General features: G+C 64.3%; 23 protein-coding genes. 8 read left to right on the forward strand and 15 right to left on the reverse strand.

Annotation, left to right across the window (positions count from 1 at the left end; genetic code table 11):
- Positions 1 to 124: 124 nt before the first annotated feature.
- From NKI72_RS29885 to NKI72_RS29895, 3 genes are all read right to left on the reverse strand, one after another.
- A complete protein-coding gene (locus NKI72_RS29885) occupies positions 125 to 1354 on the reverse strand; it encodes an amidohydrolase/deacetylase family metallohydrolase (protein WP_352837337.1) in 1230 nt (409 codons plus the stop codon).
- 22 nt (positions 1355 to 1376) lie between these two features.
- A complete protein-coding gene (locus NKI72_RS29890; RefSeq protein ID WP_023675940.1) occupies positions 1377 to 1742 on the reverse strand; it encodes a RidA family protein in 366 nt (121 codons plus the stop codon).
- Positions 1743 to 1929: 187 nt separating this feature from the next.
- Complete coding sequence (locus NKI72_RS29895; protein WP_352770106.1) at positions 1930 to 2358, reverse strand: Lrp/AsnC family transcriptional regulator; 429 nt, start codon at positions 2356 to 2358, stop codon at positions 1930 to 1932.
- A gap of 123 nt (positions 2359 to 2481) precedes the next feature.
- Here NKI72_RS29895 and NKI72_RS29900 point away from each other — a divergent pair, with 123 nt between their 5' ends.
- Complete coding sequence (locus tag NKI72_RS29900) at positions 2482 to 3585, forward strand: saccharopine dehydrogenase family protein (RefSeq protein WP_352837334.1); 1104 nt, start codon at positions 2482 to 2484, stop codon at positions 3583 to 3585.
- A 168-nt stretch (positions 3586 to 3753) separates the two neighbouring features.
- On the opposite strand, the gene lpdA is transcribed toward NKI72_RS29900, so the two are convergent.
- The 4 genes from lpdA to NKI72_RS29920 form a co-directional block, all read right to left on the reverse strand.
- Positions 3754 to 5148 (reverse strand): dihydrolipoyl dehydrogenase, encoded by a 1395-nt coding sequence (gene lpdA / locus NKI72_RS29905; protein ID WP_352837331.1) that lies wholly within the window; start codon positions 5146 to 5148, stop codon positions 3754 to 3756.
- A 263-nt stretch (positions 5149 to 5411) separates the two neighbouring features.
- Positions 5412 to 6803: a dihydrolipoamide acetyltransferase family protein gene (locus NKI72_RS29910; protein WP_352851611.1), complete on the reverse strand. Its 1392-nt coding sequence runs from the start codon at positions 6801 to 6803 to the stop codon at positions 5412 to 5414.
- 10 nt (positions 6804 to 6813) lie between these two features.
- Positions 6814 to 7827, reverse strand: a complete 1014-nt coding sequence (locus NKI72_RS29915) for an alpha-ketoacid dehydrogenase subunit beta (protein ID WP_352770428.1) — start codon at positions 7825 to 7827, stop codon at positions 6814 to 6816.
- Between the two features lie 2 nt (positions 7828 to 7829).
- Positions 7830 to 9062, reverse strand: a complete 1233-nt coding sequence (locus NKI72_RS29920) for a 3-methyl-2-oxobutanoate dehydrogenase (2-methylpropanoyl-transferring) subunit alpha (RefSeq protein ID WP_254817940.1) — start codon at positions 9060 to 9062, stop codon at positions 7830 to 7832.
- Positions 9063 to 9491: 429 nt separating this feature from the next.
- Between NKI72_RS29920 and holA the strand changes: the two genes are divergently transcribed.
- Positions 9492 to 10538: a DNA polymerase III subunit delta gene (gene holA, locus NKI72_RS29925; protein ID WP_352837324.1), complete on the forward strand. Its 1047-nt coding sequence runs from the start codon at positions 9492 to 9494 to the stop codon at positions 10536 to 10538.
- A gap of 228 nt (positions 10539 to 10766) precedes the next feature.
- Here the strand turns inward: holA and NKI72_RS29930 are convergent, their stop codons facing one another.
- The 5 genes from NKI72_RS29930 to mnmE form a co-directional block, all read right to left on the reverse strand.
- On the reverse strand, positions 10767 to 11648 hold the full coding sequence (locus NKI72_RS29930; RefSeq protein WP_352491256.1) for a ParB/RepB/Spo0J family partition protein: 882 nt from the start codon (positions 11646 to 11648) through the stop codon (positions 10767 to 10769).
- Between the two features lie 43 nt (positions 11649 to 11691).
- The gene (locus tag NKI72_RS29935; RefSeq protein WP_084642633.1) at positions 11692 to 12492 is read right to left on the reverse strand and encodes a ParA family protein; all 801 of its coding nucleotides are present in this window, start codon (positions 12490 to 12492) and stop codon (positions 11692 to 11694) included.
- Between the two features lie 33 nt (positions 12493 to 12525).
- Positions 12526 to 13167, reverse strand: coding sequence for a 16S rRNA (guanine(527)-N(7))-methyltransferase RsmG (rsmG, locus tag NKI72_RS29940; RefSeq protein WP_352837269.1), 642 nt, complete (start codon positions 13165 to 13167; stop codon positions 12526 to 12528).
- Positions 13164 to 15053 (reverse strand): tRNA uridine-5-carboxymethylaminomethyl(34) synthesis enzyme MnmG, encoded by a 1890-nt coding sequence (gene mnmG, locus NKI72_RS29945; protein ID WP_352851613.1) that lies wholly within the window; start codon positions 15051 to 15053, stop codon positions 13164 to 13166. Before mnmG ends, rsmG begins: the two co-directional genes overlap by 4 nt.
- A gap of 202 nt (positions 15054 to 15255) precedes the next feature.
- A complete protein-coding gene (mnmE, locus tag NKI72_RS29950; protein WP_352851614.1) occupies positions 15256 to 16584 on the reverse strand; it encodes a tRNA uridine-5-carboxymethylaminomethyl(34) synthesis GTPase MnmE in 1329 nt (442 codons plus the stop codon).
- A 58-nt stretch (positions 16585 to 16642) separates the two neighbouring features.
- On the opposite strand from mnmE, the gene NKI72_RS29955 reads away from it, so the two are divergent.
- Positions 16643 to 18661 (forward strand): thioredoxin domain-containing protein, encoded by a 2019-nt coding sequence (locus tag NKI72_RS29955; protein WP_352837260.1) that lies wholly within the window; start codon positions 16643 to 16645, stop codon positions 18659 to 18661.
- Between the two features lie 49 nt (positions 18662 to 18710).
- Here the strand turns inward: NKI72_RS29955 and rho are convergent, their stop codons facing one another.
- The 3 genes from rho to hemE form a co-directional block, all read right to left on the reverse strand.
- Positions 18711 to 19976, reverse strand: coding sequence for a transcription termination factor Rho (gene rho, locus NKI72_RS29960; RefSeq protein ID WP_023675925.1), 1266 nt, complete (start codon positions 19974 to 19976; stop codon positions 18711 to 18713).
- Between the two features lie 166 nt (positions 19977 to 20142).
- Complete coding sequence (gene hemJ, locus NKI72_RS29965; protein ID WP_502898648.1) at positions 20143 to 20688, reverse strand: protoporphyrinogen oxidase HemJ; 546 nt, start codon at positions 20686 to 20688, stop codon at positions 20143 to 20145.
- A gap of 2 nt (positions 20689 to 20690) precedes the next feature.
- Positions 20691 to 21719: a uroporphyrinogen decarboxylase gene (hemE, locus tag NKI72_RS29970; protein WP_352837257.1), complete on the reverse strand. Its 1029-nt coding sequence runs from the start codon at positions 21717 to 21719 to the stop codon at positions 20691 to 20693.
- A 401-nt stretch (positions 21720 to 22120) separates the two neighbouring features.
- Here hemE and NKI72_RS29975 point away from each other — a divergent pair, with 401 nt between their 5' ends.
- The 5 genes from NKI72_RS29975 (at position 22121) to dnaQ (ending at position 25945) form a co-directional block, all read left to right on the forward strand.
- Positions 22121 to 22939 carry a pyruvate, water dikinase regulatory protein gene (locus NKI72_RS29975; protein ID WP_254817949.1) on the forward strand — a complete coding sequence of 273 codons (819 nt, stop codon included), beginning with the start codon at positions 22121 to 22123 and terminating at the stop codon, positions 22937 to 22939.
- A 164-nt stretch (positions 22940 to 23103) separates the two neighbouring features.
- Positions 23104 to 23703: a Maf-like protein gene (locus tag NKI72_RS29980; protein ID WP_352473997.1), complete on the forward strand. Its 600-nt coding sequence runs from the start codon at positions 23104 to 23106 to the stop codon at positions 23701 to 23703.
- Positions 23696 to 24538: a shikimate dehydrogenase gene (locus NKI72_RS29985; RefSeq protein ID WP_352837254.1), complete on the forward strand. Its 843-nt coding sequence runs from the start codon at positions 23696 to 23698 to the stop codon at positions 24536 to 24538. The genes NKI72_RS29980 and NKI72_RS29985 overlap by 8 nt, the downstream gene beginning before the upstream one ends.
- On the forward strand, positions 24535 to 25137 hold the full coding sequence (coaE, locus tag NKI72_RS29990; RefSeq protein ID WP_352851616.1) for a dephospho-CoA kinase: 603 nt from the start codon (positions 24535 to 24537) through the stop codon (positions 25135 to 25137). The genes NKI72_RS29985 and coaE overlap by 4 nt, the downstream gene beginning before the upstream one ends.
- Before the next feature lie 85 nt (positions 25138 to 25222).
- Positions 25223 to 25945 (forward strand): DNA polymerase III subunit epsilon, encoded by a 723-nt coding sequence (gene dnaQ / locus NKI72_RS29995; RefSeq protein ID WP_352837248.1) that lies wholly within the window; start codon positions 25223 to 25225, stop codon positions 25943 to 25945.
- Positions 25946 to 26178: the final 233 nt, after the last annotated feature.

Raw genomic sequence — 26178 nt, forward strand, 5'->3', positions numbered from 1 at the left:
GTAGCTCTCAAGGCAGGAAATGGCAGTCGCTCCTTCGCTCAACTGCCTCTCCAAAGAATCCTTTCTCAGCCTAAACTCAACCCCAAAATCGCCATGTGCGATTCCCCTGCCTCAAGGGGGGAGATCACCCACGCCCGAAATGCCGGCTCGCCACCTCGACATGCGTGTCGTGCGCATGCGCTTCGAAACGCTCGGTTTCGCCGAGATCGTCCACCGCCTCGTTCGGCCACCAGCTGCCGCCGACCACGATTCCGTCCGAGACCAGCCGTTGCTCGGCGACCAGCGAGGCGCCGACCGAATCGACAAAGGTGAAGCGGCCCGGACGCAGCCGCAGCACCGCGATGTCGCCGACCGCACCCACCGCCAGCCTGCCGAGATCGGGCCTGGCGATCGCTTCGGCCGGCCGCTGTGTCGCGGCGCGCAGCACCTCGACCAGCGGCATGCCGAGCGCCAGCAGCTTCGACATGCACACCAGAATGTCGAAGGCCGGCCCGTCGACGCAGTAGAGATGCACGTCGCTGCTGATCACGTCCGGCGCCAGCCCCTCGCCGAGCATCGCTTTCGCCACTTCGAAATCGAACGAGCCCATGCCGTGGCCGATATCGAAGATGACGCCGCGCTCGCGCGCCAGCCGCATATCTGGCCGCACCGCCCCCGAGGCGAAGACCGGCGCGTTGGGAAACGGCCGGAAGCAGTGGGTGAGGATGTCGCCCTTGCGCAACCGCGGCAGCACTTCCGAGCGGCCCGGCGGCGGCTCGTCTATGTGCGCCATCAGCGGCAGGCCGGCTTTGTCGGCGGCTTCGAGCGCGAGATCGACCGGCGCGATGCCGCTGGTGCCGCCGGCATGGCGACCCGAGCGGACCTTGATGCCGACAACCACGTCCGCGTGCTCGCGAGCCGCCGCTACCGTCTCGCGCGGTTCGCAGAGCCGGAGGTCGCTGCACTCGCCGACCGACACGGTCTGCGAGAAGCCGAATATGCCGGCAAAGGAAATGTTGACATAGGCCAGGATGCGGACTTTCGAGCGCTCGATGACGTGGCGGCGAAAGCCGAGGAAATTGCCGGCGCCGGCGCTTCCGGCATCGATGAAGGTGGTGGTGCCGCTCTTTGCGGCGAACCGGTCGGCATCGACGCCGAGCGACGTGCCGCCCCAATAGACATGGCTGTGCAGGTCGATCAGGCCCGGCGCGACGATCGAGCCCGTGGCATCGATGACGTGGGCGGCACGTTCGAATGGGATTTCGGTGTCGATCGCGGCGATACGGCCGTCGGCAATCGCCAGATCGCGCTGCGCGTCGAGGCCGGAGGCCGGATCGATGAGGCGGCCGCCTTTTATCAGGAGATCGAATTGCATCGCGCCTGTCTCCATTTTCCCGTCAGGCCGGCCTGTAGGCAACGGCCTCGACCTCGATCTTGATGTCGATCATCAGCCGCGACTCCACTGTCGTGCGCGCCGGCGGGTCTTTCGGGAAATGCCTGGCATAGACGGTGTTGAAAATGCCGAAATCGCGGGCGTCTTCGAGCCAGACCGTCGTCTTGACTACGTCGTCCAGGGTACAGCCGGCCAGCGCCAGTGCCGCCTTGACGTTCGACAGCACCTGCTCGGTCTGTTCGGCGATGCCGCCCTTGACCACCAGCCCGTCTGTGCCGACCGGCACCTGGCCTGAGACATAGACGAAATCGCCGGCCCTGACCGCCGGCGACAACGGCACATGGGATTTTCCAAAACACTGCTTGGGCAAGGAGGTCTCCTCTGGAAATCGTTGCGTGACCGCGCGACTTGTCAGCTTGGCGCGAGAGGACGCGGCCCCTCTGCGAGTCTCATCCAACATCTTCGAAGCCTATATCGCTTTGCCGCGAGAGCGCCAGAACGATCACTGCGCTCGGTGATCCTTCGCGCCAGCGTCTGGACCCGCGACACCAGCCCGCTCAGCGGTCGATCCGCGTCGACAGGATGATCGACGACGACGTGCGCTCGACTCCGTCCATGGCGCCGATCTGGTCGAGAAGCGTGTCGAGATCCCTGATCGACGGCGCCTCGACGATGACGATCATGTCGAAATTGCCGCTAACCGAGTGCAGCGTGCGAACCGGTGCCAGCGCCTGCAGGCTGCGCACCACCTTGTCGGCAAGCTTGGGGGTGACGGTGAGCAGGACATGCGCCCTGACCAGCCCCTGCTCGTAATCCGGCGACAGCCTGACCCCGTAGCCGGCGATGATGCCGCGCTCTTCCAGCCGCTCGATCCGGCTTTGCACCGTCGTTCGTGAGACGCCGAGGCGCCGCGCCAGTTCTGCGGTCGAGGCGCGCGCATTGGTGCGCAGCAGGGAAAGCAGAGCCTGGTCGGCATCGCTGAGCATTTCGACGAACCTTACCGTCACATTGCCCAAAGAGAGGCTGCGTTTCGTACAATCTCACGCTTCCTTTCGACAGGCAAGCTGCGATTCTAACCGTGAATTTAGCATTGGTGCGAGGGACCGGTCATGAAGGAAATCATCGTCGTCGGCGCCGGCAAGATCGGCTCGACCATTGCCGAGATGCTGGCTTCCACGGGCAACTACCAGGTCACGCTCGTCGACCGCTCGGCGGCGCAGCTCGGCGCGGCCGAACTGCCTGAAACGGTCGAGACGCTGGAACTCGACATCGAAGCCGCCGGCACCCTCGAAGCGGCCCTGGCCGGCAAATTCGCGGTGCTCAGCGCGGCGCCCTTCCATCTGACCACGCGCATCGCCGAGGCGGCGGCCAGCGCCGGCGTGCACTATCTCGATCTGACCGAGGACGTTGTCAGCACCAGGCGGGTCAAGGAACTGGCGCGTTCCGGCAGCAGCGCCTTCATCCCGCAATGCGGTCTGGCGCCGGGCTTCATCTCGATAGTTGCCAACGATCTCGCCAGCCGCTTCGACACGCTGGAAAGCGTGCGCATGCGGGTCGGCGCGCTGCCGCAGTACCCGTCGAATGCGCTGAACTACAATCTGACCTGGAGCACCGACGGCGTCATCAACGAATATTGCGAGCCTTGCGAGGCGATCGTCGAAGGCGAGCTGATCGAAGTGCCGCCGCTCGAGGAGCGTGAAGAATTCTCGCTCGACGGCGTCACCTACGAGGCGTTCAACACCTCGGGCGGGCTGGGCACGCTGGCCGAAACGCTGAAAGGCAAGGTGCGGACGCTGAACTATCGCACCATCCGCTATCCCGGCCATGCCGCGATCATGAAGGCGCTGCTCAACGACCTCGGCCTGCGCCACCGCCGCGATATGCTGAAGGACATTTTCGAAAGCGCCCTGCCGGCAACGCTGCAGGACGTGGTTATCGTCTTCGTCACCGTCAGCGGCCGCAAGAACGGCCGTCTGCTGCAGGAGACCTACGCCAACAAGATCTACGCCAGGCGCGACGGCGAAACGGTGCGCAGCGCCATCCAGATCACCACCGCATCGGCCATCTGCGCGGTGCTCGACATGCTCGCCGACGGCAGCTTGCCGGCCAGGGGCTTCATCAAGCAGGAGGACATCGCGCTCGACGCGTTCCTGGCCAACCGCTTCGGCCGCGCCTATGCGCAGCACGAAATGGTTAGCCGGCTTGCAGGGTGAGCTGCGTAATCTCCCCCCTCGAGGGGGAGATGTCGCCGAAGGCGACAGAGGGGGTCGCCTCGCGTAGAGCGCCAACCTCCATCTGTCGCAAGGGAGGTCGCATCCAGTCGAACCGACCCCCTCTGGCCTGCCGGCCATCTCCCCCTCAAGGGGGGAGAGCGCGAGCCCTCAGACATGCAGCGCATGCCCCAGCGCCTTCAGCGCCGCTTCCTGAAAACCCTCGCCCTGTGTCGGATGGGCATGGATCGTCCCGGCGATGTCCTCCAGCGTCGCGCCCATCTCCAGCGCCAGCCCAAACGCCGTCGACAGTTCCGACACGCCCTGGCCGACGGCCTGGATGCCAAGCACCAGATGGTTGTCCGCCCGCGCCACTACCCGGACGAATCCGTCCTCGCCCAACTTCGTCATCGCCCGGCCATTGGCGGTGAAGGGAAACAGTCCGACCTTGATCTCGCCACGGGTCTTGGCCTCCTCCGGCGACAGGCCTGCGGTGACCAGCTCCGGATCGGTGAAACAGACAGCCGGGATCGCTCGTCTGTCCCAGCTGCGCTTGTGGCCGGCGACGATCTCGGCGACCATTTCGCCTTGCGCCATCGCCCGGTGCGCCAGCATCGGCTCGCCGGTGACGTCGCCAATGGCAAAGATACCACGCATCGAGCTGCGGCACTGGTCGTCGATGCGGATGAAGGGTCCGGCCATGTCGAGGTCGATCTGCTCCAACCCCCAGCCTTCGGTCACCGGCTTGCGACCGACCGTGACCAGCACCTTGTCGGCGGCAATCTTGCCGTTCTTGCCGCCATTCGTCTCGACCAGCAGCGCGTCGCGCTTAGTGGACAGCCCCTTGGCCTTGGCGTTCACGAGCACCTCGATGCCGAGTTCGGCCAGCCGCTTCACCACCGGCCGGGTCAGTTCCGCATCATATTGCGCCAGCACGCGCGGCAACGCCTCGACCACGGTCACCTTGGCGCCCAGCTTGGCAAAGGCGATGCCGAGTTCCAGCCCGATATAGCCGCCGCCGACCACCGCCAGCCTCTCCGGAACTTCGCTCAGCGCCAGCGCCTCGGTCGACGAAATGACCGGCCCGCCGAACGGCAGCGACGGCAGCTCGACCGGCGCCGAGCCGGTCGCTATCACCACCGTTTCGGCTCGGATCACCTGCATGCCGATCTCGGTCTCGACGGCAACGGTCTTGCCGTCGCGAAATGTCGCCCAGCCATGCACCGTCTTCACGCCAGCTTTCTTCAGCAGGCCGGCGACGCCGTTGTTCAGCCGGCTAACGATGCCGTCTTTCCAGGCAATGGTCGCGGCGAGATCAAGCGACGGTGCCGCGACCGTTATGCCGAGTGGACTTTTGCCGCCGGCCATGTGCGAGAGCTTTTCGAACTCTTCGGCTGCATGGATCAGCGCCTTTGACGGGATGCAGCCGACATTGAGGCAAGTTCCGCCCGGTTTGCCTGCCTCGACGATCACCGTGTCGATGCCAAGCTGCCCGGCGCGGATGGCACAGACATAGCCGCCCGGACCGGCGCCGATGACCAGCAGCTTGCAGGAGATTTCCTTCATGTCAGCTGCGTCCTTTCGGGGATAAATGCCCCACCATCCGGCCGCTGCGCGCCTTTCCTTCTCCCCCTGTGGGAGAAGGTGGATCGGCGCGTAGCGCCGAGACGGATGAGGGGTGTTGGACGGAGTGCGGTAGGTGCCAAGCTGGAGCACCCCTCATCCGTCGCCTTCGGCGACACCTTCTCCCACAAGGGGAGAAGGGGGAGCCAGCGTCCCGGCGCCCCATGCTGCCGGGCGAGGGGGCCTTTGCGACCGTTCTCATCTCCTCAGTCCACAAAAATCAGCGCCGGCGTCTCCAGTAGCGTCTTTATCCGCTGGATAAATACCGCTGCATCCCAGCCGTCGACGACGCGGTGGTCGAAGCTGGAGGACAGGTTCATCATCTTGCGCGGGATGAACTGGCTGCCGTCCCATACCGGCCGCACCATCATCTTGTTGACGCCGACGATCGCCACTTCCGGATGATTGATCACCGGCGTCGTCGCCACGCCGCCCATGGCGCCCAGCGAAGTGATGGTGATGGTCGAGCCCGAGAGCTCGTCGCGCGTCGCCGTGCCGGATTTTGCCGCCTCGGCCAGCCTGACAACCTCGGCTGCACAGTCCCAGATGTCGCGCGCCTCGGCGTGCTTGACCACCGGCACCATCAGCCCGGAAGCCGTCTGCGCGGCGATGCCGATGTGGACGCCGCCATGCTGGTGGACGATGCCGGCTTCGTCGTCGAACAGTGCGTTGACATTGGGCTGGTCGGCGATTGCCTTGACCATCGCCCGCATCAGGAACGGCAGCAGCGTCAGCTTCGGCCTGTCCGCGCCGGGCCGCTTCTCCTTGTTGAGCGCGGCGCGCAAATCCTCGAGCGCGGTGACGTCGATCTCCTCGACATAGGTGATATGCGGGATGCGCGACTTGGCCAGCGTCATCTTCTCGGCGATCTTTCGCCTGAGCCCGACTATCTTGATGTCCTCGACCGCCTCGTTGCGGGCGAGGCCAGGGGCCTTCGCGAGCCGGGGTCCGCGTGCCAGGAAGGCGTCGATGTCCTCGTGCCGGATGCGGCCGGCCGGGCCGGTTCCCGGGACCTGCCGAAGGTCGATGCCGGCCTCTTTCGCCCTGAGGCGGACGGCCGGCGAGGCCAGTGGCTTTTCTCCCCCGGGGCGCGGCGCACCGACCGGCGCTATACCCCCGAAAGCCGGCGCAGTACCCCCACCCCTAACCCCTCCCCACAAGGGGGAGGGGGACTCCATATCCGCCGTTCGTGCGCCCTCGGTTCTTGGCACATGCCCGACCAAGGGCGAGCTGGACCTGGCTTCGGCTTTGGCGGCCGAAGCTCGTCCCCCTCCCCCTTGTGGGGAGGGGCTAGGGGTGGGGGTAGGTGCCGCCTCACCCTCCGCCGATTTCGCGCCTGCGTTCACATTTCCCTCGCCGGCCACCTTCAACCTGACAATCGGCGAGCCGATCGCCACCGTGTCGCCGATCTCGGCGCCCAACCAGACGATCTCGCCATCGACGGGCGACGGAATTTCGACCGTCGCCTTGTCGGTCATGACAGCGGCAAGCACGGCGTCCTCGCGCACGAGATCGCCGACCTTGACCTGCCATTCGACGAGCTCGGCCTCGGCAACGCCTTCGCCGACATCGGGCAGCTTGATGACATATTCGCCCATCGTTCCCTCTTCAGGCTTCCATCGTTTCGACCAGCGCGCGGCCTAGCCGGGCGGGACCGGGAAAATAGTCCCACTCCTGCGCATGCGGATAGGGCGTGTCCCAGCCGGTGACCCGCGCCACCGGCGCTTCCAGATGGTAGAAGCAGTTCTCCTGGACCAGCGCCGAAAGTTCGGCACCGAACCCCGATGTCAGCGTCGCCTCGTGCACCACCACGCAGCGCCCGGTTTTGTTGACCGAGGCGACGATCGTCTCGAGGTCGAGCGGCAGCAGCGTTCTCAGATCGATGATCTCGGCATCGATGCCGGTCTCCTCGGCCGCCGCCCGGGCGACATAGACCATCGTGCCGTAGGCAAGCACGGTGACCGCCGCACCCGGCCGTCGGATCACCGCCTTGCCGAGCGGCACCGTGTAATGGCCGTCGGCAACCTCGCCGAGCTCATGTTTCGACCATGGCGTTACCGGCCGCTCGTGATGACCGTCGAAAGGCCCGTTATAAAGCCGCTTCGGTTCCAGGAAGATCACCGGGTCCGGATCCTCGATCGCCGCGATCAGCAGGCCCTTGGCGTCATGCGGGTTCGAGGGCACCACGACTTTCAGGCCGGAGACGTGGGTGAACAGCGCCTCCGGGCTCTGGCTGTGGGTCTGGCCGCCGAAAATGCCGCCGCCGGTCGGCATTCTCACGACGATCGGGCAGGTGAAATCGCCGTTCGACCGGTAGCGCAGCCGCGCCGCTTCCGAGACAATCTGGTCATAGGCCGGATATACATAGTCGGCAAACTGCACCTCGACGCAAGGCTTCAGCCCGTAGGCGGCCATGCCGATGGCCGCGCCGACAATGCCGGATTCGCTGATCGGCGCATCGAAGCAGCGGCTCTTTCCGTATTTCGCCTGCAGGCCTTGCGTGCAGCGGAAGACGCCGCCGAAGAAGCCGACATCCTCGCCGAACACGATGACTTGGCTGTCGCGCGCCATCGACACGTCCATGGCGTCGCGGATCGCCTCGATCATGGTCCGCCGCGGCATGGTCAGACCCCTGCCTGTTGGCGCTGGCGCCTGAGATGCGGCGGCATCTCGGCATAGACGCCCTCGAACATGTCGCGCGCCGAGGGCTTGCCGCCGGCATGCAGCGTGCCGTGGCGCTCGGCCTCCCGCTGCGCCGAAATCACCGTGTCGAGGATTTCCGCCTCGGCCTGGGCGTGGCGCTCGTCCGACCAGACGCCGCGCTGGATGAGATGGTTCTTCAGCCTGACGATCGGGTCGCCGAGCGGCCAGGCATCGGACTCGGCCTTCGGCCGGTAGGCCGACGGGTCGTCGGAGCTCGAATGGGCGCCGACGCGGTAAGTGACGTATTCGACCAGCGTCGGCCCGAGATTGCTGCGCGCCCGTTCCGCCGCCCATTTGGCCACCGCATGGACGGCGAGATAGTCGTTGCCGTCGACGCGCAGCGACGGAATACCGAAGCCGAGCCCACGGGCGGCAAAAGTACCGGAGCCGCCGCGGGCGATGCCCTGGAAGGTCGAGATCGCCCACTGGTTGTTGACGACGTTGAGCACGACCGGCGCCTTGTAGGTCGAGGCGAACACCAGCGCCGAATGGAAGTCGGACTCGGCGGTCGAACCGTCGCCGATCCACGCGGCGGCGATCTTTGAATCGTTGCTGATTGCCGAGGCCATCGCCCAGCCGACCGCCTGGATGTACTGCGTCGCCAGATTGCCGGAGATAGAGAAGAAGCCGTGCTCCTTCGATGAATACATGATCGGCAATTGCCGCCCTTTCAGCGGATCGGCCTCGTTCGAATAGATCTGGTTCATCATCGTGACCATCGGGTAGCCGTCGGCGATGAGCAGGCCGGCCTGCCGATAGGTCGGAAAATTCATGTCGCCGCGCGACAGCGCCTTGCGGAAGGCGCAGCTCACAGCCTCTTCGCCGAGATGCTGCATGTAGAAAGAGGTCTTGCCCTGGCGCTGTGCCATCTGCATGCGCGCATCGAAGCTGCGCAGCGTCATCATATGGCGCAGCCCCTCCAGCAACTCGTCGTCCGAAAGCAGCCCTGCCCACGGCCCGACCGCCTCGCCGGCGCGGTTGAGCACGCGGATGATCGAGAAGGCCAGATCGCGGATGTCGCGCGGGTCGACGTCGATCTTCGGGCGCGGCACCGAGCCAGCTTTTGGAATGCTCACATTGGAGAAATCCGGCGTCCCGCCCGGCCGCACTTCCGGTTCCGGAACATGGAAGCGCAGCATTCCGGCATCGGCCATGATCTCGGTCCTCCACTGTTGCCCGGCCAGGATACTTGCACACCGCCAGACCAGTGCCAATTCGTCGGGCGCGGCTTCGCTGCCGCTGGCTGCTGCCCGCGGCCGACAGGATGGAGATATGTCGGCGAAATTTCTTGTCGATCTTCCGCGCCGGCGCGCAATTTGGGAGATGATTGCGCCGGGTTTCCCGCCAGATAAGGCATGCGTCGGGTTGGGCGGCGCGAGCACCTCCTTCTCCCCTTGTGGGAGAAGGTGGCCGAGCGAAGCTCGGTCGGATGAGGGGTGTTCCAGCTTGGCACCAACAGCGCTCCGGCCAGCACCCCTCAACCGTCTTGGCGCTGCGCGCCAATCCACCTTCTCCCACAAGGGGGAGAAGGAAAGGAGGGCGGCGCCGTTCACCCCGCGCCCGCGTCATGCTAATCAGCGCCCATGGCACAAAAGAAAGCATACGAGGTCGATGCATGGCTCGCGAAGCCGGATCCGCGCGTCTCGATCGTGCTGCTTTACGGTCCCGATCGCGGGCTGGTTGCCGAGCGGGCAAAGGCCTTTGCCGGCAAGACCGGCCTGCCGCTCGACGATCCGTTCTCGGTCGTCAGGCTGGACGGATCGGAAGTCGATCGCGACGAGGGCCGCCTGCTCGACGAGGCCCGCACCGTGCCGATGTTTTCGGAGCGGCGCCTGCTATGGGTGCGCAACGCCGACGCTCAGAAGGCGCTTGCCGACGACGTCAAGGCGCTGACGTCGGAGCCCGCGCGGGACGCCATCATCCTCATCGAGGCCGGCGACCTGAAGAAGGGCGTCGGCCTGCGCGCCGTGGTGGAGGCGGCGGACAATGCCATGGCTCTGCCTTGCTACGCCGATGAGGCCAGGGACATCGACACGGTCATCGACGACGAACTGCGCAAGGCCGGCATGTCGATGACGCTGGAGGCGCGGCAGGCGCTGCGCCGCAATCTCGGCGGCGACCGGCTGGCCTCGCGCGGCGAGATCGAAAAGCTCGTGCTTTATGCGCATGGCCAGGCCGAAATCGGCCTCGACGACGTCAAGGCGACATCCGGCGATGTCTCCGGCCTCTCCTTCGATGCGGCCGTCGACGCCCTGCTCGAAGGCAGGATCGCCGACTTCGACACCGCCTTCACCCGCCATTGCCAGTCCGGCGGCCAGCCCTTTCTGGTACTTTCATCGGCGATGCGGCAGTTGCAGGCGATCCAGGCGATGCGCGGCCTGATGGACGCCGGCGGCCGCAATGCCGCTTCGGTCGTTGCCGCGGCGCGCCCGCCGGTGTTTTTCTCCAGGCGCAAGCTGGTCGAGAAAGCCCTCGAACGCTGGAGCAGCGAGGCGCTCGGGCGCGCCCTCAACCGCCTGCAGACGGCGGTGCTGCAGACACGCCGGCGGCCGGATCTGTCGGTCGCGCTGGCACGCCAGGCCCTGCTCGGCATCGCGGTGGAGAGCGCGAGGCTGGCGCAGCGCACCTGATCTCCCCCCTTGAGGGGGAGATGTCGCCAAAGGCGACAGAGGGGTCACAGCGCGTAGAACACCAGCCCCTTCCGCGACGACAGAGGAGGTGGGCGCTTGAAATTTGACGACCCCTTCTGGCCTGCCGGCCATCTCCCCCTCAAGGGGGGAGATTAACTACTTCGACGATTTCGCCAATCACCGCACGGCAGCAAAAATCTTATTTGCCGGCTAATTTTAGCAACCTACCTACTCCCGCTTCAGCCTTCGGCAAAGCTCGTCGAGCTGCTCCAGCGTCCGGTAGGCGACGCTGATCACGCCGCCGCGCTGGTTGTGCTCGATCGTGACAATCATGCCGATCGTGCTGGTCATCAGCCGCTCCAGCGCCAGCGTGTCGGCATCCTTTTGCGGCGGTGCGGCGGGCTGGCGTTTTGCCGACGGCGCGCCGACCGGCAGCTGCGCCAAGGCCTCGGCCTGGCGCACCGAAAGCCCCTCATCGATGATCCGCTTGGCAAGCCCGGCCGGGTCGTTGGCCGTCACCAGGGTACGGGCGTGGCCGGCAGAGAGCGCCCCGTCGACCAGCATGTCGCGGATGACGTCGGGCAGCTTGAGCAGTCTCAACGTGTTGGCGACATGGCTGCGGCTCTTGCCGATCACCTGGCCGAGATCGGCCTGGGTATAGCCATGGTCGTCGATCAGCTGCTGGTAGCCGAGCGCCTCCTCGACCGGGTTGAGGTCGGTGCGCTGGACGTTTTCGATGATCGCCAGTTCGAGCGCCGTGCGATCGTTGACGTCGCGCACGATAATCGGGATTTCGGTCAGCCCGGCGCGTTGCGCCGCACGCCAGCGTCGCTCGCCGGCGATGATCTCATAGCGGCCCGGCTGGGTTTTCGACGGCCGCGCCACCACCGGCTGCACCACGCCATGTTCGCGGATGGACTGGGCGAGGTCGGTCAGGTCGGCGTCGCCAAAATGCCGGCGCGGGTTTTTCGGGTTAGGGCTGAGGAACTCGATCGGCACCTTGCCGTCGGCCGCCAACCCGGGCTTTTCCGGTGCCGCCGGGCGATCGATTTCGCCGATCAGGGCCGCCAGTCCCCGTCCCAGTCTTTTCCTCGAAGGGTCTTCGTTCATCGTCCGTCCAGATCGTTTCGGTATCGAATCGCTTTGGTTACTGCTAGGCGGCACGCAATTTGCGCTCGCGGCGGATGACTTCCGAAGCAAGCTGCAGATAGGCCTGGCTGCCCGAACATTTGAGGTCGTAGAGAATCGCCGGCTTGCCGTAGGACGGCGCCTCGGAGACGCGGACATTGCGCGGGATGACGGTTTCATAGACCTTGTCGCCCATATGCGCCCGCACATCCTGCACCACCTGGTTGGCGAGATTGTTGCGCCCGTCGAACATGGTCAGCACGATGCCCTGGATCGTCAGGTCGGGGTTGATCGAGCGGCGCACCTGCTCGACCGTCTCCAAAAGCTGGCTCAGGCCCTCCAGCGCGAAAAACTCGCACTGCAGCGGCACCAGCACCGAATCGGCCGCAGCCATCGAATTCAGTGTCAGCAGGTTGAGCGACGGCGGGCAGTCGATCAGCACATAGCCGAAATTGGCCGAGCGCTCAGCCGAAGCCCGCAGAGCGTTGCGCAGCCGCAGCACTCGATCCGGCGCCGAGGCGATTTCCATCTCTATGCCGAGCAGGTCGAGCGTCGACGGTACGATCGACAGGCCAGGCACCGCCGTCGGGATCGCCGCCGCTTCGAGATCCAGCTCGCCGGTCAGCACATCATAGGACGAGACGGTGCGGTCGCGCCGGTCGATGCCAAGCCCGGTGCTGGCGTTGCCCTGCGGGTCGAGATCGACGATCAGCACCTGTTCGCCTATGGCCGCCAGCGCGGTGGCCAGATTGATGGCGGTCGTCGTCTTGCCGACGCCGCCTTTCTGGTTGGCGACGGTGATGATTCGGGGGCCGTTCTTCATCATGGGTCTATGCCAGAAATTCATTTGGGTCGCCGGTCACAAGCCAGGGTGCTGTCGCAAGTCGGATACTTCGAGAATGACGCCCTGTGCGTCGGTTGCACTGGCATGTTCTACCAGATCGAAAGACCATCGTTGAGCGCTTTCTGCCACTTCGGCGCGGTAATCCCGACCTTTGTGAAACAGGCCGCGCGACCCCTTGGTCAGCCACGGTGCTGCCAGGTCGAGCAAGCCGGGCAGCGAGGTGAGTGCCCTGGCTGTGACGATTTGCGGTGCAGGAACAAGAGGATAGCTGTCTTCGATGCGGCGCGCGATAACCTTGGCGGGCAGGCTGAACTGTCCGATGACCGCTTGCAGGAACGATGCTTTTTTCCGGTTGCTTTCAACCAGGTCGATACCGGCGCCGTCCCGCTCGGCAAGCAAAAAGGCCAGCACAAGGCCGGGAAACCCACCGCCGGAGCCGAGATCGACCCAGCGCTTCGCCTTTGGTTTGATTCGCGCCAGCTGCGCGCTGTCGAGGATGTGGCGGCGCCAGACATCGTCCTGCGTCGATTGCGCGGCCAGATTGATCCGGCGGTTCCATTTCTGGAAGACGGCCTCGAACTCGACCAGGCGATCGAATGTTTCACGTGAAACCGGGCCCGCTGCCGCCTGCAGGTTTGCCCAGGACGCAGCGCTCACGCGACCTGCTTTCGCGCGGCCGCCTCGGCATTGCGGACATGGGCGACAATAATCGCCAGCGCCGCCGGCGTCATGCCTTCCATGCGTTGCGCATCGGCAATCGAGCGCGGCTGGCGTGCCAGCATCTTCTGCTTCAACTCGTTCGACAGGCCGGGAACAGAAGCAAAGTCGAGCGATTTGGGAATAAGCCTGCTCTCCTCATGCCTGATCTGCGAAACATCGGCCTGCTGCCGGTCGAGATAGACAGAATATTTGGCTTCCGTTTCAAGACGTTCGGCCGTTTTGCTGTCGATCGCCGCGAAAGCCGGCTCGACCCTCGCCAGCCAGGCGATGTCGACGCCGGGATAGGCCAGCAACTCATAGGCCGAGCGGCGGACGCCGTCCCGGTTGATTTCGAGCCCATGGCGCGCTGCCTCATTGGGGGTCATGGTGGTGCCGAGGGCGAGCTGTCGCGCCTTCTCAAGGTCTTGCATACTATTGTTGAACCGCTGCATCCGCTCCGGCGAGGCAATCCCCAGCCTTATCGCCAGTGGCGTCAGCCGCTCATCGGCGTTGTCGGCTCGGAGCGATAGCCGGAACTCGGCCCGCGAGGTGAACATGCGGTAGGGTTCGGCAATGCCGCGGCTGGTCAAATCGTCGACCATCACGCCGATATAGGCTTCGGTGCGGCTGAGCACGATTTCCTCGCTCGCCGACGCCTTGCGCGCCGCATTCAAGCCGGCAAGCAGCCCTTGCGCGCCGGCCTCCTCGTAGCCGGTGGTGCCGTTGATCTGTCCGGCGAGGAACAAGCCGGCGATCCGCTTGGTTTCCAGCGTCGGCTTGAGCTCGCGTGGATCGACATGATCATACTCGATGGCATAGCCCGGCTGCAGCATCGTTGCCCGCTCCAGCCCCGGAATGGTCTTCAGGATGTCGAGCTGCACGTCCTCGGGCAGCGAGGTCGAAATGCCGTTCGGGTACACCGTGTCGTCGTCCAGCCCTTCGGGCTCCAGAAAGATCTGGTGGCCTTCGCGGTCACCGAACTTGACGATCTTGTCTTCGATCGACGGGCAATAACGCGGCCCGACGCCTTCGATCGACCCCGAATACATGGCCGAGCGGCCGAGATTGGCGCGAATCAGCTCGTGCGTCGCATTGGTCGTTCGGGTGATGCCGCAATGGATCTGCGGATTTTCGATGCGATCGGTCAGCAGCGAGAACGGCACGGGGTCCTCGTCCGCCGCCTGGCTCTCCAGTGACGCCCAATCGATCGTCCTGCCGTCCAGCCGCGGCGGCGTGCCGGTCTTCAGCCGCCCGAGCCTGAAGCCGGCGTGGCTCATCGTCGCCGACAGGCCGACGCTCGCCTGCTCGTTCATGCGGCCGGCGACGATCTTCTTCTCGCCGATATGGATCAGCCCGCGCAGAAAAGTGCCGGTCGTCAGCACCACGGCGCCGCAGGCGAGCCGGCTACCATCCGCCAGCAGCACCGCCGCGATGCGTCCGTCGTCGATTCCCCCATTGTTGATTTCGAAATCCAGCACCTCGCCTTCGATGACATCGAGGCCAGCCTGCTGGCGGATTGCCGCCTGCATGGCGAGGCGATAAAGTTTTCGGTCGGCCTGTGTTCGCGGACCACGCACGGCTGGCCCCTTGCGGCGGTTGAGCAGGCGGAACTGGATGCCGGCGGCATCGGCGACGCGCCCCATCAGCCCGTCCATGGCGTCGATCTCGCGAACCAGATGGCCCTTGCCGAGGCCGCCGATCGCCGGATTGCAAGACATCACGCCGATCGTGTCGAAACGCAGCGTCACCAGCGCCGTCCTGGCGCCAGCCCGCGCGGCCGCACTAGCCGCCTCGCACCCAGCATGACCGCCGCCCACCACCACCACATCGTAGCGATTGGTCATTTGTATATTCCGATTCAAATCTGCCGACACATGTGCCCGTGAGCCTGCACTGTCAAGGACACCAACTAGTCGTTTCACGTGAAACAATTCCGTCTGCGTTCATCGCTACGTGTTTCACGTGAATCATCACCGGCTTCCCGCCACTATGCGAGTAAGCTAGCGACACGCCCGCATCTCGGCATTTGGCAATGTTTCACGTGAGTCATTTGCCGATACAGAACTGCGAAAAGATAACGTCCAGCATATCCTCGACATCGACCGCCCCAACGATGCGTCCAAGCCGATCCGCCGCCAGGCGCAGTTCCTCGGCCCGTAGCTCCTGCCCGCGATCACCACTGACCACTGCTGCGAGCAGGAAGCGTTTCGTCTCGTTGAGCAGCTCGACGTGCCGCAGCCGCGACGGCAGGACATCGCCGGCCTTGCCGATCTGGACTGCGGCACGACGCCCGATCTCGTCCAGCAGTTCGGCCAGACCCGTGCCGTCCCGCGTCGAGATAGCGAAATCATAGTGCACCGCAGGCGAGGGCGATTTACCCCCCAGCAGGTCAATTTTTGTTCCAACCCTCAGCGCCTGAATGTCGCCCGGCGGCACACCGATTGCGATTGGCTCCGCCAGATCCTCAAGCAGCAACAGCAGATCGGCGCTGTGCGCCTTGGTCCTGGCCTTCTCGATGCCGATCGCCTCTATCTTGCCGGGCGCCTCGCGCAGACCGGCGGTGTCGGTTACCCTGACCCGCACCCCTTCCAGGTCCAGTACCACCTCGAGCAGGTCGCGGGTCGTGCCCGGCTCGTCGGTGACGATGGCCGCTTCGCGCCGCGCCAAGGCGTTGAACAGGCTGGACTTGCCGGCATTCGGTGCGCCGAGGATTACCACTTCGAACCCGTCGCGGATGATTTCGGCAGCGCGGAAGCCGGCGACGTGGCGCTCGATTTCGTCGATCATGGCCCGGACATCGGACCAGACCGTATCAGCGACCGAGCCCGGCACGTCATCCTCGTCGGCAAAGTCGATCTCGGCCTCGATCATCGCGCGGGCGTGGATCAGCCGTCGGCGCCAGCCCAGATAGACTTCGCTCTGCACGCCTTGGGCGTTGTGAACGGCAAAGCGCCGCTGCGCCTCGGTTTCAGCGTTGATGAGATCGGCCAGCGCCTCGGTTTCGACCAGATCGAGCTTGCCGTTGAGAAAGGCGCGGCGGGTGAGTTCGCCAGGCTCGGCATGCCTGACGCCGTCGAAGGAGGCGATCGTTTCCAGCATCCTCGCCACAACGGCGCGCCCGCCATGCACATGGAACTCTGCAACGTCCTCGCCGGTAAAACTGTCGGGGCCGGCAAAGAAGACGACCAGGCCGCTGTCCAGCACCGATCCGTCGAGCGCCCGGAACTTGCGATAGGTGGCAACGCGGTTTGGCACCTTCGATCCAGCAATCGTTTCGACAGCGAATCGACTCTGCGGCCCGGAAATCCGGATCACCGCAATGCCGGCCGGCAGGCGCCCGCTCGACAGCGCCACGATGGAGTCTTTTGAAATCATTTGCCCGCTCTGCCGAAGCGCCCTAGCTATGCCTGTTCAATCCGCATCGAGTAGTGCCGTGACATTGCCTGCACAAAACCTGCTTGCCGAAGAGGCCAGCCCCTATCTGCAGCAGCACAGCGGCAATCCAGTGCACTGGCGGCCATGGTCGCCCGCCGCTCTGGCCGAAGCAAAGGTGCTGCAGCGTCCGATCCTGCTCTCTGTCGGCTACGCCGCGTGCCATTGGTGCCACGTCATGGCGCATGAGAGCTTCGAGAACGACGACGTCGCCGCCGTCATGAACCGTCTCTTCGTCAATATCAAGGTCGACCGCGAGGAGCGCCCCGACATCGACCAGATCTACATGGCGGCGCTGTCCTCGATGGGCGAGCAGGGCGGCTGGCCGCTGACCATGTTCCTGACGCCGGAGGGCAAGCCGTTCTGGGGCGGCACTTACTTTCCGCGCGAAGCCCGCTACGGCCGGCCGGGTTTCGTCCAGGTGCTGGAGGCGGTTGACAAGGCTTGGCGGGAGAAGAAAGAAAGCGTTAACCAGAGTGCCGACGGGCTGACCACGCATGTCGAGACGCGGCTGGCGGGCAGCCATGCCAAGGCCGTGCTCGACCGCGGCATGCTGGCGAACCTCGCCAATGGCATTGACGGCATGATCGACCGCGATTTGGGCGGTCTGCGCGGCGCGCCGAAATTCCCCAACGCGCCGTTCATGCAGAGCCTCTGGCTGACCTGGCTGCGCGACGGCACCGCATCGCACCGCGACGCCGTTCTCCTCAGCCTCGAAAAGATGCTGGCCGGTGGCATCTATGACCATATTGGCGGCGGACTCAGCCGCTACTCGACCGACGCCGAATGGCTGGTCCCGCATTTCGAAAAAATGCTCTACGACAATGCCCAGCTCATCCGCTTGTGCAATTGGGCCTATGCGTCAACCGGCGAGGAATTGTTCCGGCTGCGAATCGAAGAGACCATTGCCTGGCTGTTGCGCGAAATGCGAGTCGAGGGCGATGCCTTCGCCGCCAGCCTTGATGCCGATAGCGAGGGCGAGGAGGGGTTGTTCTACACCTGGAGCAGGGATGAGCTCGAGGCAGCCCCTGGCGACGATTCAGCATTGTTTTTCAAATACTTCACGCTTGCCGATCCGCATGGTTGGGAAGGCAAGCCGATCATTTGCCAGACTGATGCTCAACAGGCGCAGAGCGTCGTCGATCGTGACCTTCTGGTTCCGCTCAAGCAAAGGCTGCTGGCAGCGAGGGAACAGCGCGTGCGGCCCGGGCGTGACGGCAAGGCCCTGACCGACTGGAACGGCTTGATGATCGCAGCCCTTGCCGAGGCCGGACGGTCGCTTGGCCGATCCGACTGGATCGAAGCGGCGGCAACGGCCTTTGCCGCGATTGCGGCTGCCGGACGTGACGGCCGCCTGCCGCATTCGATGCTCGGCGCAAAGAAGCTGTTTCCGGCTCTGTCGAGCGACTATGCCGCCATGGCCAACGCCGCCATCTCACTGTTCGAGGCGACCGGCAATCCCGACTACATCGATCGCGCCGGGAACTTCATTGAGCAACTCGATCTTTGGCACCGGGACAGCGACAAGACCGGCTATTATCTGACCGCGTCCGACAGCGCGGATGTGCCGATCCGCATCCGCGGCGATGTCGACGAAGCCATTCCTTCCGCTACCGGCCAGATCATCGAAGCCCTGGTCCGATTGTCGTCGCTTTCGGGCGATCTCGATCTCTGGGAAAAAGCCTGGACAGTCGCAGAGCACGCGGGCGGGCGGGCGGAGCACCAGGGCTATGGCCAGGCGGGTATAGTCAATGCCTGTGCCTTGGCGCTTGAACCGCTGAAGCTGGTGATCGTGGATAGACCGGAGACTCTAAGGCTTGTTCCGGTTGCGAATCGAAATCCAGACCCGCGCCGGGTGGACGTCGTCGTGCCTGTTGGCTCGGCGACAAATCTGCCAGCCTTGCCAGGCGGCGTCCTGCCGCCAACGACCGAGCCCGGCGCCTGGCTCTGCACGGGGCAGGTCTGCCTGCCGGTGATAACCGACGCTGAGGAACTCGAGCGGCAGTTGCGCCGTCGATAGGTCGAGGTGCACAGAACCGGAACGCCGGCGGGACAGCGCCTTGCCCCCTTTACGTATTCATCGAATCGAAGAAATCCGCGTTGGTCTTGGTCTGCTTGAGCTTGTCGATAAGGAACTCGATGGCGTCGGTCGTTCCCATCGGCGCCAGGATGCGGCGCAGCACGAAGATCTTCTGCAGGTCCTGGCGCGGAACCAGCAGGTCCTCCTTGCGGGTGCCGGATTTGAGGATGTCCATGGCCGGATAGATGCGCTTGTCCGCCACCTTGCGGTCGAGCACGATTTCCGAATTGCCGGTGCCCTTGAACTCTTCGAAGATGACCTCGTCCATGCGGCTGCCGGTATCGATCAACGCCGTCGCGATGATGGTCAGCGAGCCGCCTTCCTCGATGTTGCGGGCAGCACCGAAGAAGCGCTTCGGCCGCTGCAGCGCGTTGGCGTCGACACCACCGGTCAGCACCTTGCCGGATGACGGCACGACGGTGTTGTAGGCGCGGCCGAGGCGGGTGATCGAATCCAGCAGGATGACGACGTCACGGCCGTGCTCGACCAGGCGCTTGGCCTTCTCGATGACCATTTCGGCAACCTGGACGTGGCGCACCGCCGGCTCGTCGAAGGTCGAGGATACCACCTCGCCCTTCACCGAGCGCTGCATGTCGGTGACTTCCTCCGGCCGCTCGTCGATCAGAAGCACGATCAAATAGCATTCCGGATGGTTGGTGGTGATCGAATGGGCGATGTTCTGCAACAGCACCGTCTTGCCGGTGCGCGGCTGCGCCACGATCAGGGCGCGCTGGCCCTTGCCGAGCGGCGCCACCAGGTCGATGACGCGCGCCGAAATGTCCTTCGAGGTCGGAACCTCCATCTCCATCTTCAGCCGCGAGGTCGGATAAAGCGGGGTCAGATTGTCGAAATGGATCTTGTGGCGGATTTTTTCCGGGTCGTCGAAATTGATCGTGTTGACCTTGAGCAGCGCGAAATAGCGCTCGCCCTCTTTCGGGCTGCGGATCGGCCCTTCGACCGTATCGCCGGTCTTCAGCGAGAACCGCCGGATCTGCGACGGTGAAATATAGATGTCGTCGGGACCCGGCAGATAATTGGCATTGGCGGAGCGCAGGAAACCAAAACCGTCCTGCAGCACTTCGACGACGCCGTCGCCGATGATCTCGATATCCTGGGTCGCCAGCCTCTTCAAGATCGCGAACATCAGCTCCTGCTTGCGCATGACGCTGGCGTTCTCGACCTCGAGCGATTCCGCATAAGCGATCAGCTCTGGCGGTTTCTTGTTCTTGAACTCTGTGAGTTTCATTTCTTGCATCATTAGACGGACTCTGAGTAAGCTTTGGGAAAAATATCGGCGGGATGCGACAAATGCCGGGCGCGGCCGAAGCGATAAATGGGCGGCGCATGACGGGAAGGAAGACCCGTCTTTTATCGTCGGTCGGTTGAAAGAGCAAGCCGCCTTTTGCGGGCAACCGAAGACGTCAGAACGGTTTCACGATTACCAGGACGACGATGACGATCATCAGCAATGTAGGGATCTCATTGACGATCCGCCAGTGCCTTGCCGATTTTTCATTGCGGTCTTCGGCAAATTTGCGGACGGCGCCGGCGAGATAGCCATGCACGGCCGACAGGCCAACCACCGCAGCGATCTTGGCATGCAGCCAGCCGCCTTGAAAACCAAAGCCTTTCCAGGCGAGCCAAAGGCCGAATGCCCAGGTGATCACCATTGCCGGATTGATGATGCCGCGCAGCAGGCGGCGCTCCATCACCTTGAAAGTCTCCGACTGGACGGAGCCTTTTTCGGCATCGGCATGATAGACCAGCAAGCGCGGCAAATAGAGCATGCCAGCCATCCAGGAGATGACGGCAATCACATGGATCGCCTTCGCCCAGGGATAGAAATCATCGGGCCCGAAGAAAAACAGCAGCCCGGCCAGCACCAGGAAAATGGCGATCGCGATTGCCGCGCGGCGCATCGCGCCCTTACCGGTGTTGGTGCCGTTCGCATTGTCCGCGCCCATCATCGTCACGATGCGCTCCGCACCAGCTTGACCATCCGCTCGACATGCGCCAGCGGCGTCTCGGGCGTGATGCCGTGGCCGAGATTGAAGATCAGCGGCCCGTCGCCCAGCGCCTTCAGGATCGCCCCCACGCCGTCGTCAAGCGCCTTGCCGCCGGCTACAAGCCGCAGCGGATCGAGATTGCCCTGCACGGCGCCGTCACGCTGCAATTCCTTCGCGCTCGACAAGGGCACGGTCCAATCGAGGCCCAGCCCGGTCACGCCGGTCTTCTGGCGATAGCTTCGATAGTGATCTCCCGCGCCCTTGGGAAAGCCGATGATCGGAACATTGGGATGGACAGCCTTCACTTGCCGGACGATCGAGGCCACCGGCTCGACGCAGAACAATTCGAAAGACGCTTCGTCGAGCACGCCTGACCACGAATCGAAGATCTGCACCACGTCGGCGCCGGCCGCGATCTGGCGGATCAGATAGGCAGCCGAATGATCGGCGAGCACCTTCAGCAGCCGAAGAAAGGCCGCCGGCTCGCGATAGGCGAACAGCCTGGCCGGCGCCTGGTCGGGCGTACCGTGGCCGGCAATCATGTAGGTCGCCACCGTCCAGGGCGCACCGCAGAAGCCGATCAGCGTCGTTTCATCAGGCAGTCTGGCGCGCAACCGCCGCACCGTCTCGTAGACCGGCTCGAGATTCACGTGAAACGTTTCGCCGTCGAGAGCCGCAATTTCCGCAGCCGTGATCGGCGTCAGCAGCGGGCCGCGTCCTTCCTCGAAGCGCACGTCGCGGCCGAGCGCATGCGGCACGACAAGAATATCGGAAAACAGGATCGATGCATCGAAGCCGAAGCGTTCGATCGGCTGCAGCGTCACTTCGACGGCGAGATCCGGGTCGTAGCAAAGATCGAGGAAGGATCCGGCCCGTCTCCTCGTCTCCCGGTATTCCGGCAGATAGCGGCCGGCCTGGCGCATCATCCAGAGCGGTGGCGGAAACGCCCCCTTGCCTCTCAACACGTCCAGCACGATCCGGTCTTGAGGCATTGAGCGCTCGCCTTTCCAGGCTTCCCTATAATTAAATATTCTATTTTTAGGAATCTTATGATTCTAAGAGTCTGTTGGTTGTGGTGGTTGTCTGCTGTCCCGCTTTGCCCTCGAAAAGACCAGCCAGCATATTGTCGCGCGCTTCTCCAACGGGATTGCAGGACTTTGTGGAAAACCGCGAATTTACGACTGGAGTCAATGCGTTGCCGCCAGGCCAGGGAAATTGCCCCTGTGGATGAAGCGAAGGCAAAAAGCTCCGTCCCCGGACTTGTCCCCAACCGCCCGGAGAAGCCGACAGCACATCGAATTGTGGACAAACCGCCATCTGATACAGTCGCTTTGCGGTGGCCGAGTTTCCCGCCCGGCTTATCCACATCGGCCCACAGCCTGGAATGTATCCTGTGAACAAACCGCAGAGCTTCTTTCACCTTCACCTGATTTCCGACGCCACCGGCGAAACGCTGCTGGCCGCCGGCCGCGCGGCTTCCGCGCAATACAAGGACGCGCGCGCCATCGAACATATCTACCCGCTCATCCGCACCGAAAAGCAGGTGACGAAGGTGTTCGAGGATATCGAGGAGGAGCCGGGCATCATCCTCTATACGGTGGTCGACCAGAAGCTTGCCCGCGGCATCGACGAACGCTGCGCGGCCATGGGCCTGCCTTGCGTCTCGGTGCTGGAACCGGTGCTGACGGTGTTCCAGTCCTATCTCGGCACGCCGGCCGGCCGCCGCGTCGGTGCCCAGCATGTGCTGGACGCCGAATATTTCCGCCGCATCGACGCGCTCAACTTCACCATGGAGCATGACGATGGCCAGCTGCCGGCCAATATGGATGATGCCGACATCGTGCTCGTCGGCATCTCCCGCACCTCGAAGACGCCGACCAGCATCTATCTCGCCAATCGCGGCATCAAGACCGCCAACATCCCGATCGTGCTCGGCGTTCCGGTGCCCGAAAGCCTGGTCAATGCCACGAGGCCGCTGATCGTTGGCCTGGTCGCCACCGCCGAACGGATCTCGCAGGTCCGGCAGAACCGCATTCTCGGCACCAGCGCCTACGAACCGACCGACTATGTCGACCGCGCCGCGATCGCCGAAGAGCTCGCCTATGCCCGCCAGATATGCACGCGGCACGGCTGGCCGATGATCGACGTCAGTCGCCGTTCGATCGAGGAGACGGCGGCGGCCATCGTTGCCCTGCGCGGCAAGACGCGGTAGGGCGTGTGATATTCAGGTGATGCCGGCCTGCAAACGGCGGTTTCCTGCGCTTCCGGTGCTCACGTACGAAAAGTACGCTCCGCTCCGGTTCTCGGAAGCCACCGTTTTCGGCTCGGCCTGACCTGAATCTCGACACACCCTAGTGTCAGGAACCGGGTGAAAAAATGGCTGAAAAAATCATCCTTGCCTCGGGCAGCCCGTTCCGCAAGGCGCTGCTCGTCAATGCCGGCGTCACTGTCGAAGCGGTTCCGGCCTCTGTCGATGAGCGCGCGCTCGAGGCGCCGCTGCAGAATACTGGCGTGTCGCCGGAGGACGTCGCCCTGGTGCTCGCTGAAGCCAAGGCCACCGACGTCAGTGAGCGCAAGCCCGGCGCCCTGGTGCTCGGCTGCGACCAGACGCTGTCGCTCGGCGACGAGCTGTTCCACAAGCCGGCCGACATGGAAGGAGCGCGCCGTCATCTGCTGGCGCTGTCGGGCAAGACGCATCATCTCAACAGCGCCGTCGTGCTCGGCCGTGACGGCCAGGTTCTATGGCGGCATGTCGGCATCGCCAGCCTGACCATGCGCAAGCTCGATCCGGCCTTCATCGGCCGCCATCTGGCGCGCGTCGGCGCCAAGGCGTTGTCCAGCGTCGGCGCTTACCAGATCGAAGGCGAAGGCATCCAGCTGTTCGAAAAAATCGAAGGCGACTATTTTACTATTGTCGGCTTGCCACTTTTGCCGGTGCTGGCCAAGCTGCGTGAGTTCGGGGCGATCGATGGCTGAGGCCCCAAAAAAAGCCTTCGTCACCGGCCACCCGATCGCGCATTCCAGGTCTCCGAAGATCCACGGCCACTGGCTGGTGAAATACGGCATCGACGGCGTCTACGAGGCCATCGACGTTGCACCGGAGGCCTTTGCCGAATTCCTGCAGGCGCTGCAGGCACAAGGCTATCGCGGCGGCAACGTCACCATCCCGCACAAGGAAGCCGCCTTCGCACTGGCGGCGCGACGCGACGCCGACGCCGAACAGATCGGTGCGGTCAATACGCTGTGGTTCGAGAATGGCGAATTGTGCGGCGGCAACACCGATGCCCATGGCTTTGCCGCCAATCTGGACGAATATGCACCGGGCTGGGCGGCCAACGGCCCCGCCGTGGTGCTCGGTGCCGGCGGCGCCGCTCGCGCGGTCATCCATGCGCTGAAGCAGCGCGGCGTCAGCGACATCCGCATCGTCAACCGGACGCTTGCGAGGGCGCAGGAGCTGCGCGACCGCTTCGGTGCCGGCGTTTCCGCCCACAACCTCGCGGCGACCGGCGAATTGCTCGAAGATGCCGGCCTGCTGGTCAACACGACAGCGCTCGGCATGCATGGCAATGAAGGCCTGTCCGCGGATCCAGGCAGACTGCCGGACCGCGCCATCGTCACCGACATTGTCTACGTGCCGCTGGAGACGCCGCTGCTTGCTACCGCCAAAGCGCGCGGCCTGAGAACCGTCGATGGGCTCGGCATGCTGCTGCACCAGGCGGTGCCCGGCTTCGAGCGCTGGTTCGGCATCAGGCCAGAAGTCACCGCCGAACTGCGGCAAATAATTATTGCCGATATCGGCGCGATAAAATGATCGTGCTCGGCCTCACCGGATCGATCGGCATGGGCAAATCGACCGCGGCCAAGATGTTCGCCGAAGCCGGCGTGCCGGTCCATGATTCCGACGAGGCTGTGCATCGGCTTTATGCCGGCAAGGCCGCGCCCTTGGTCGAGGCGGCCTTTCCCGGCACCACCAGATCCGGTGCGGTCGACCGCGCGGCACTGGCGGAGCGGGTGCTCGGCGACGCCGCCGCGCTGAAACGGCTGGAAGCGATCATCCATCCGCTGGTCCGTGCCGATGCCGATGCCTTCCTGGCTGAACATCGTGCCGCCGGCGCGCCGCTTGCCGTGCTCGATATACCGCTGCTGTTCGAGACCGGCGGCCGCAACCGCGTCGACAAGGTCGTGGTCGTCACCGCGCCGCCCGAAGTCCAGCGCGCCCGCGTGCTGGCGCGGCCGGGTATGAACGAGGAGAAACTGGCGTCGATCCTGGCCAGGCAGGTTCCTGACGCCGAAAAGCGCCGGCGCGCCGACTTTGTCATCGACACCGGTCAGGGCTTTGACGCCACTCGCGCGGCCGTCAAGGCCATCAGCGCCGAACTAGTCGTGGATAAGGCAGCCAGACCTGGTTAGGAGGCTTGCAGCCCGCATTACTTGTTGCCATTTTGTTCCTGGCGTGATTCGGCTAGAATGATGCCGGCACCAGTGGACTGATTCGATGCGTGAGATCATCTTCGATACGGAAACCACCGGCCTCGACACGCGCGAGGACCGCGTCATCGAGCTTGGCGGCGTCGAGCTGGTCAACCGCTTCCCGACCGGCCGAACCTTCCACAAATACATCAACCCGCAAGGCCGCCAGATCCATCACGAGGCGCAGGCCGTGCACGGCATCAGCGCCGCCGATCTTCAGGGCAAGCCGACTTTCATGGAGATCGCCGAGGAGTTTCTGGCCTTCATCGACGGCGCCAAACTGGTCGCGCACAATGCCGGCTTCGACATCGGCTTCCTCAATCTCGAATTCGGCCGGCTTGGCCATCCGGCCATCGATCCGGGACGGATCGTCGACACGCTGGCGCTGGCGCGCCGCAAGCATCCGATGGGCCCCAATTCGCTCGACGCGCTCTGCCGCCGCTACGGCATCGACAACGGCCGCCGCACCAGGCACGGCGCGCTGCTCGATTCGGAATTGCTGGCCGAGGTCTATATCGAGCTCATCGGCGGCAAGCAGGCAAGCCTTATCCTCGACAGCATCCTGACTCCGGCGGGCGGCAGGCAGGATGTCGACGACATCGATATTTCGATCGGTGTGCGGCCGATCGCCTTGCCGTCGCGCCTGACCGATGCCGAGCGCGCAGCACACGCAGGCATGGTTGGCAGCCTCGGCGAAAAAGCGCTGTGGCTGCGCGTCCCCCCGGAAGCGAGTTCCGCGGCACAGTGATTTTGACCGGAGTGATCCTTCGCGCCCCCCTCTGTCCTGCCGGACATCTCCCCCTCAGGGGGGTGTTTGGACCGGAGACATCGCGAACAGGTGTGCGAGGACATCGCGAACAGTTTGGCGCGCTTTGCGCCGGGAGGGTCGGGATGCCATTCGAGGACACGAGCGCGATGAAACAGAAGCTGGAATTTGTCAGGTTGGCGAGCGCGCCGGGAGCGAATGTGAGCGCGTTGTGC

It is taken from the genome of Mesorhizobium sp. M0437, assembly GCF_040321335.1.
Classification (GTDB): Bacteria; Pseudomonadota; Alphaproteobacteria; order Rhizobiales; family Rhizobiaceae; genus Mesorhizobium.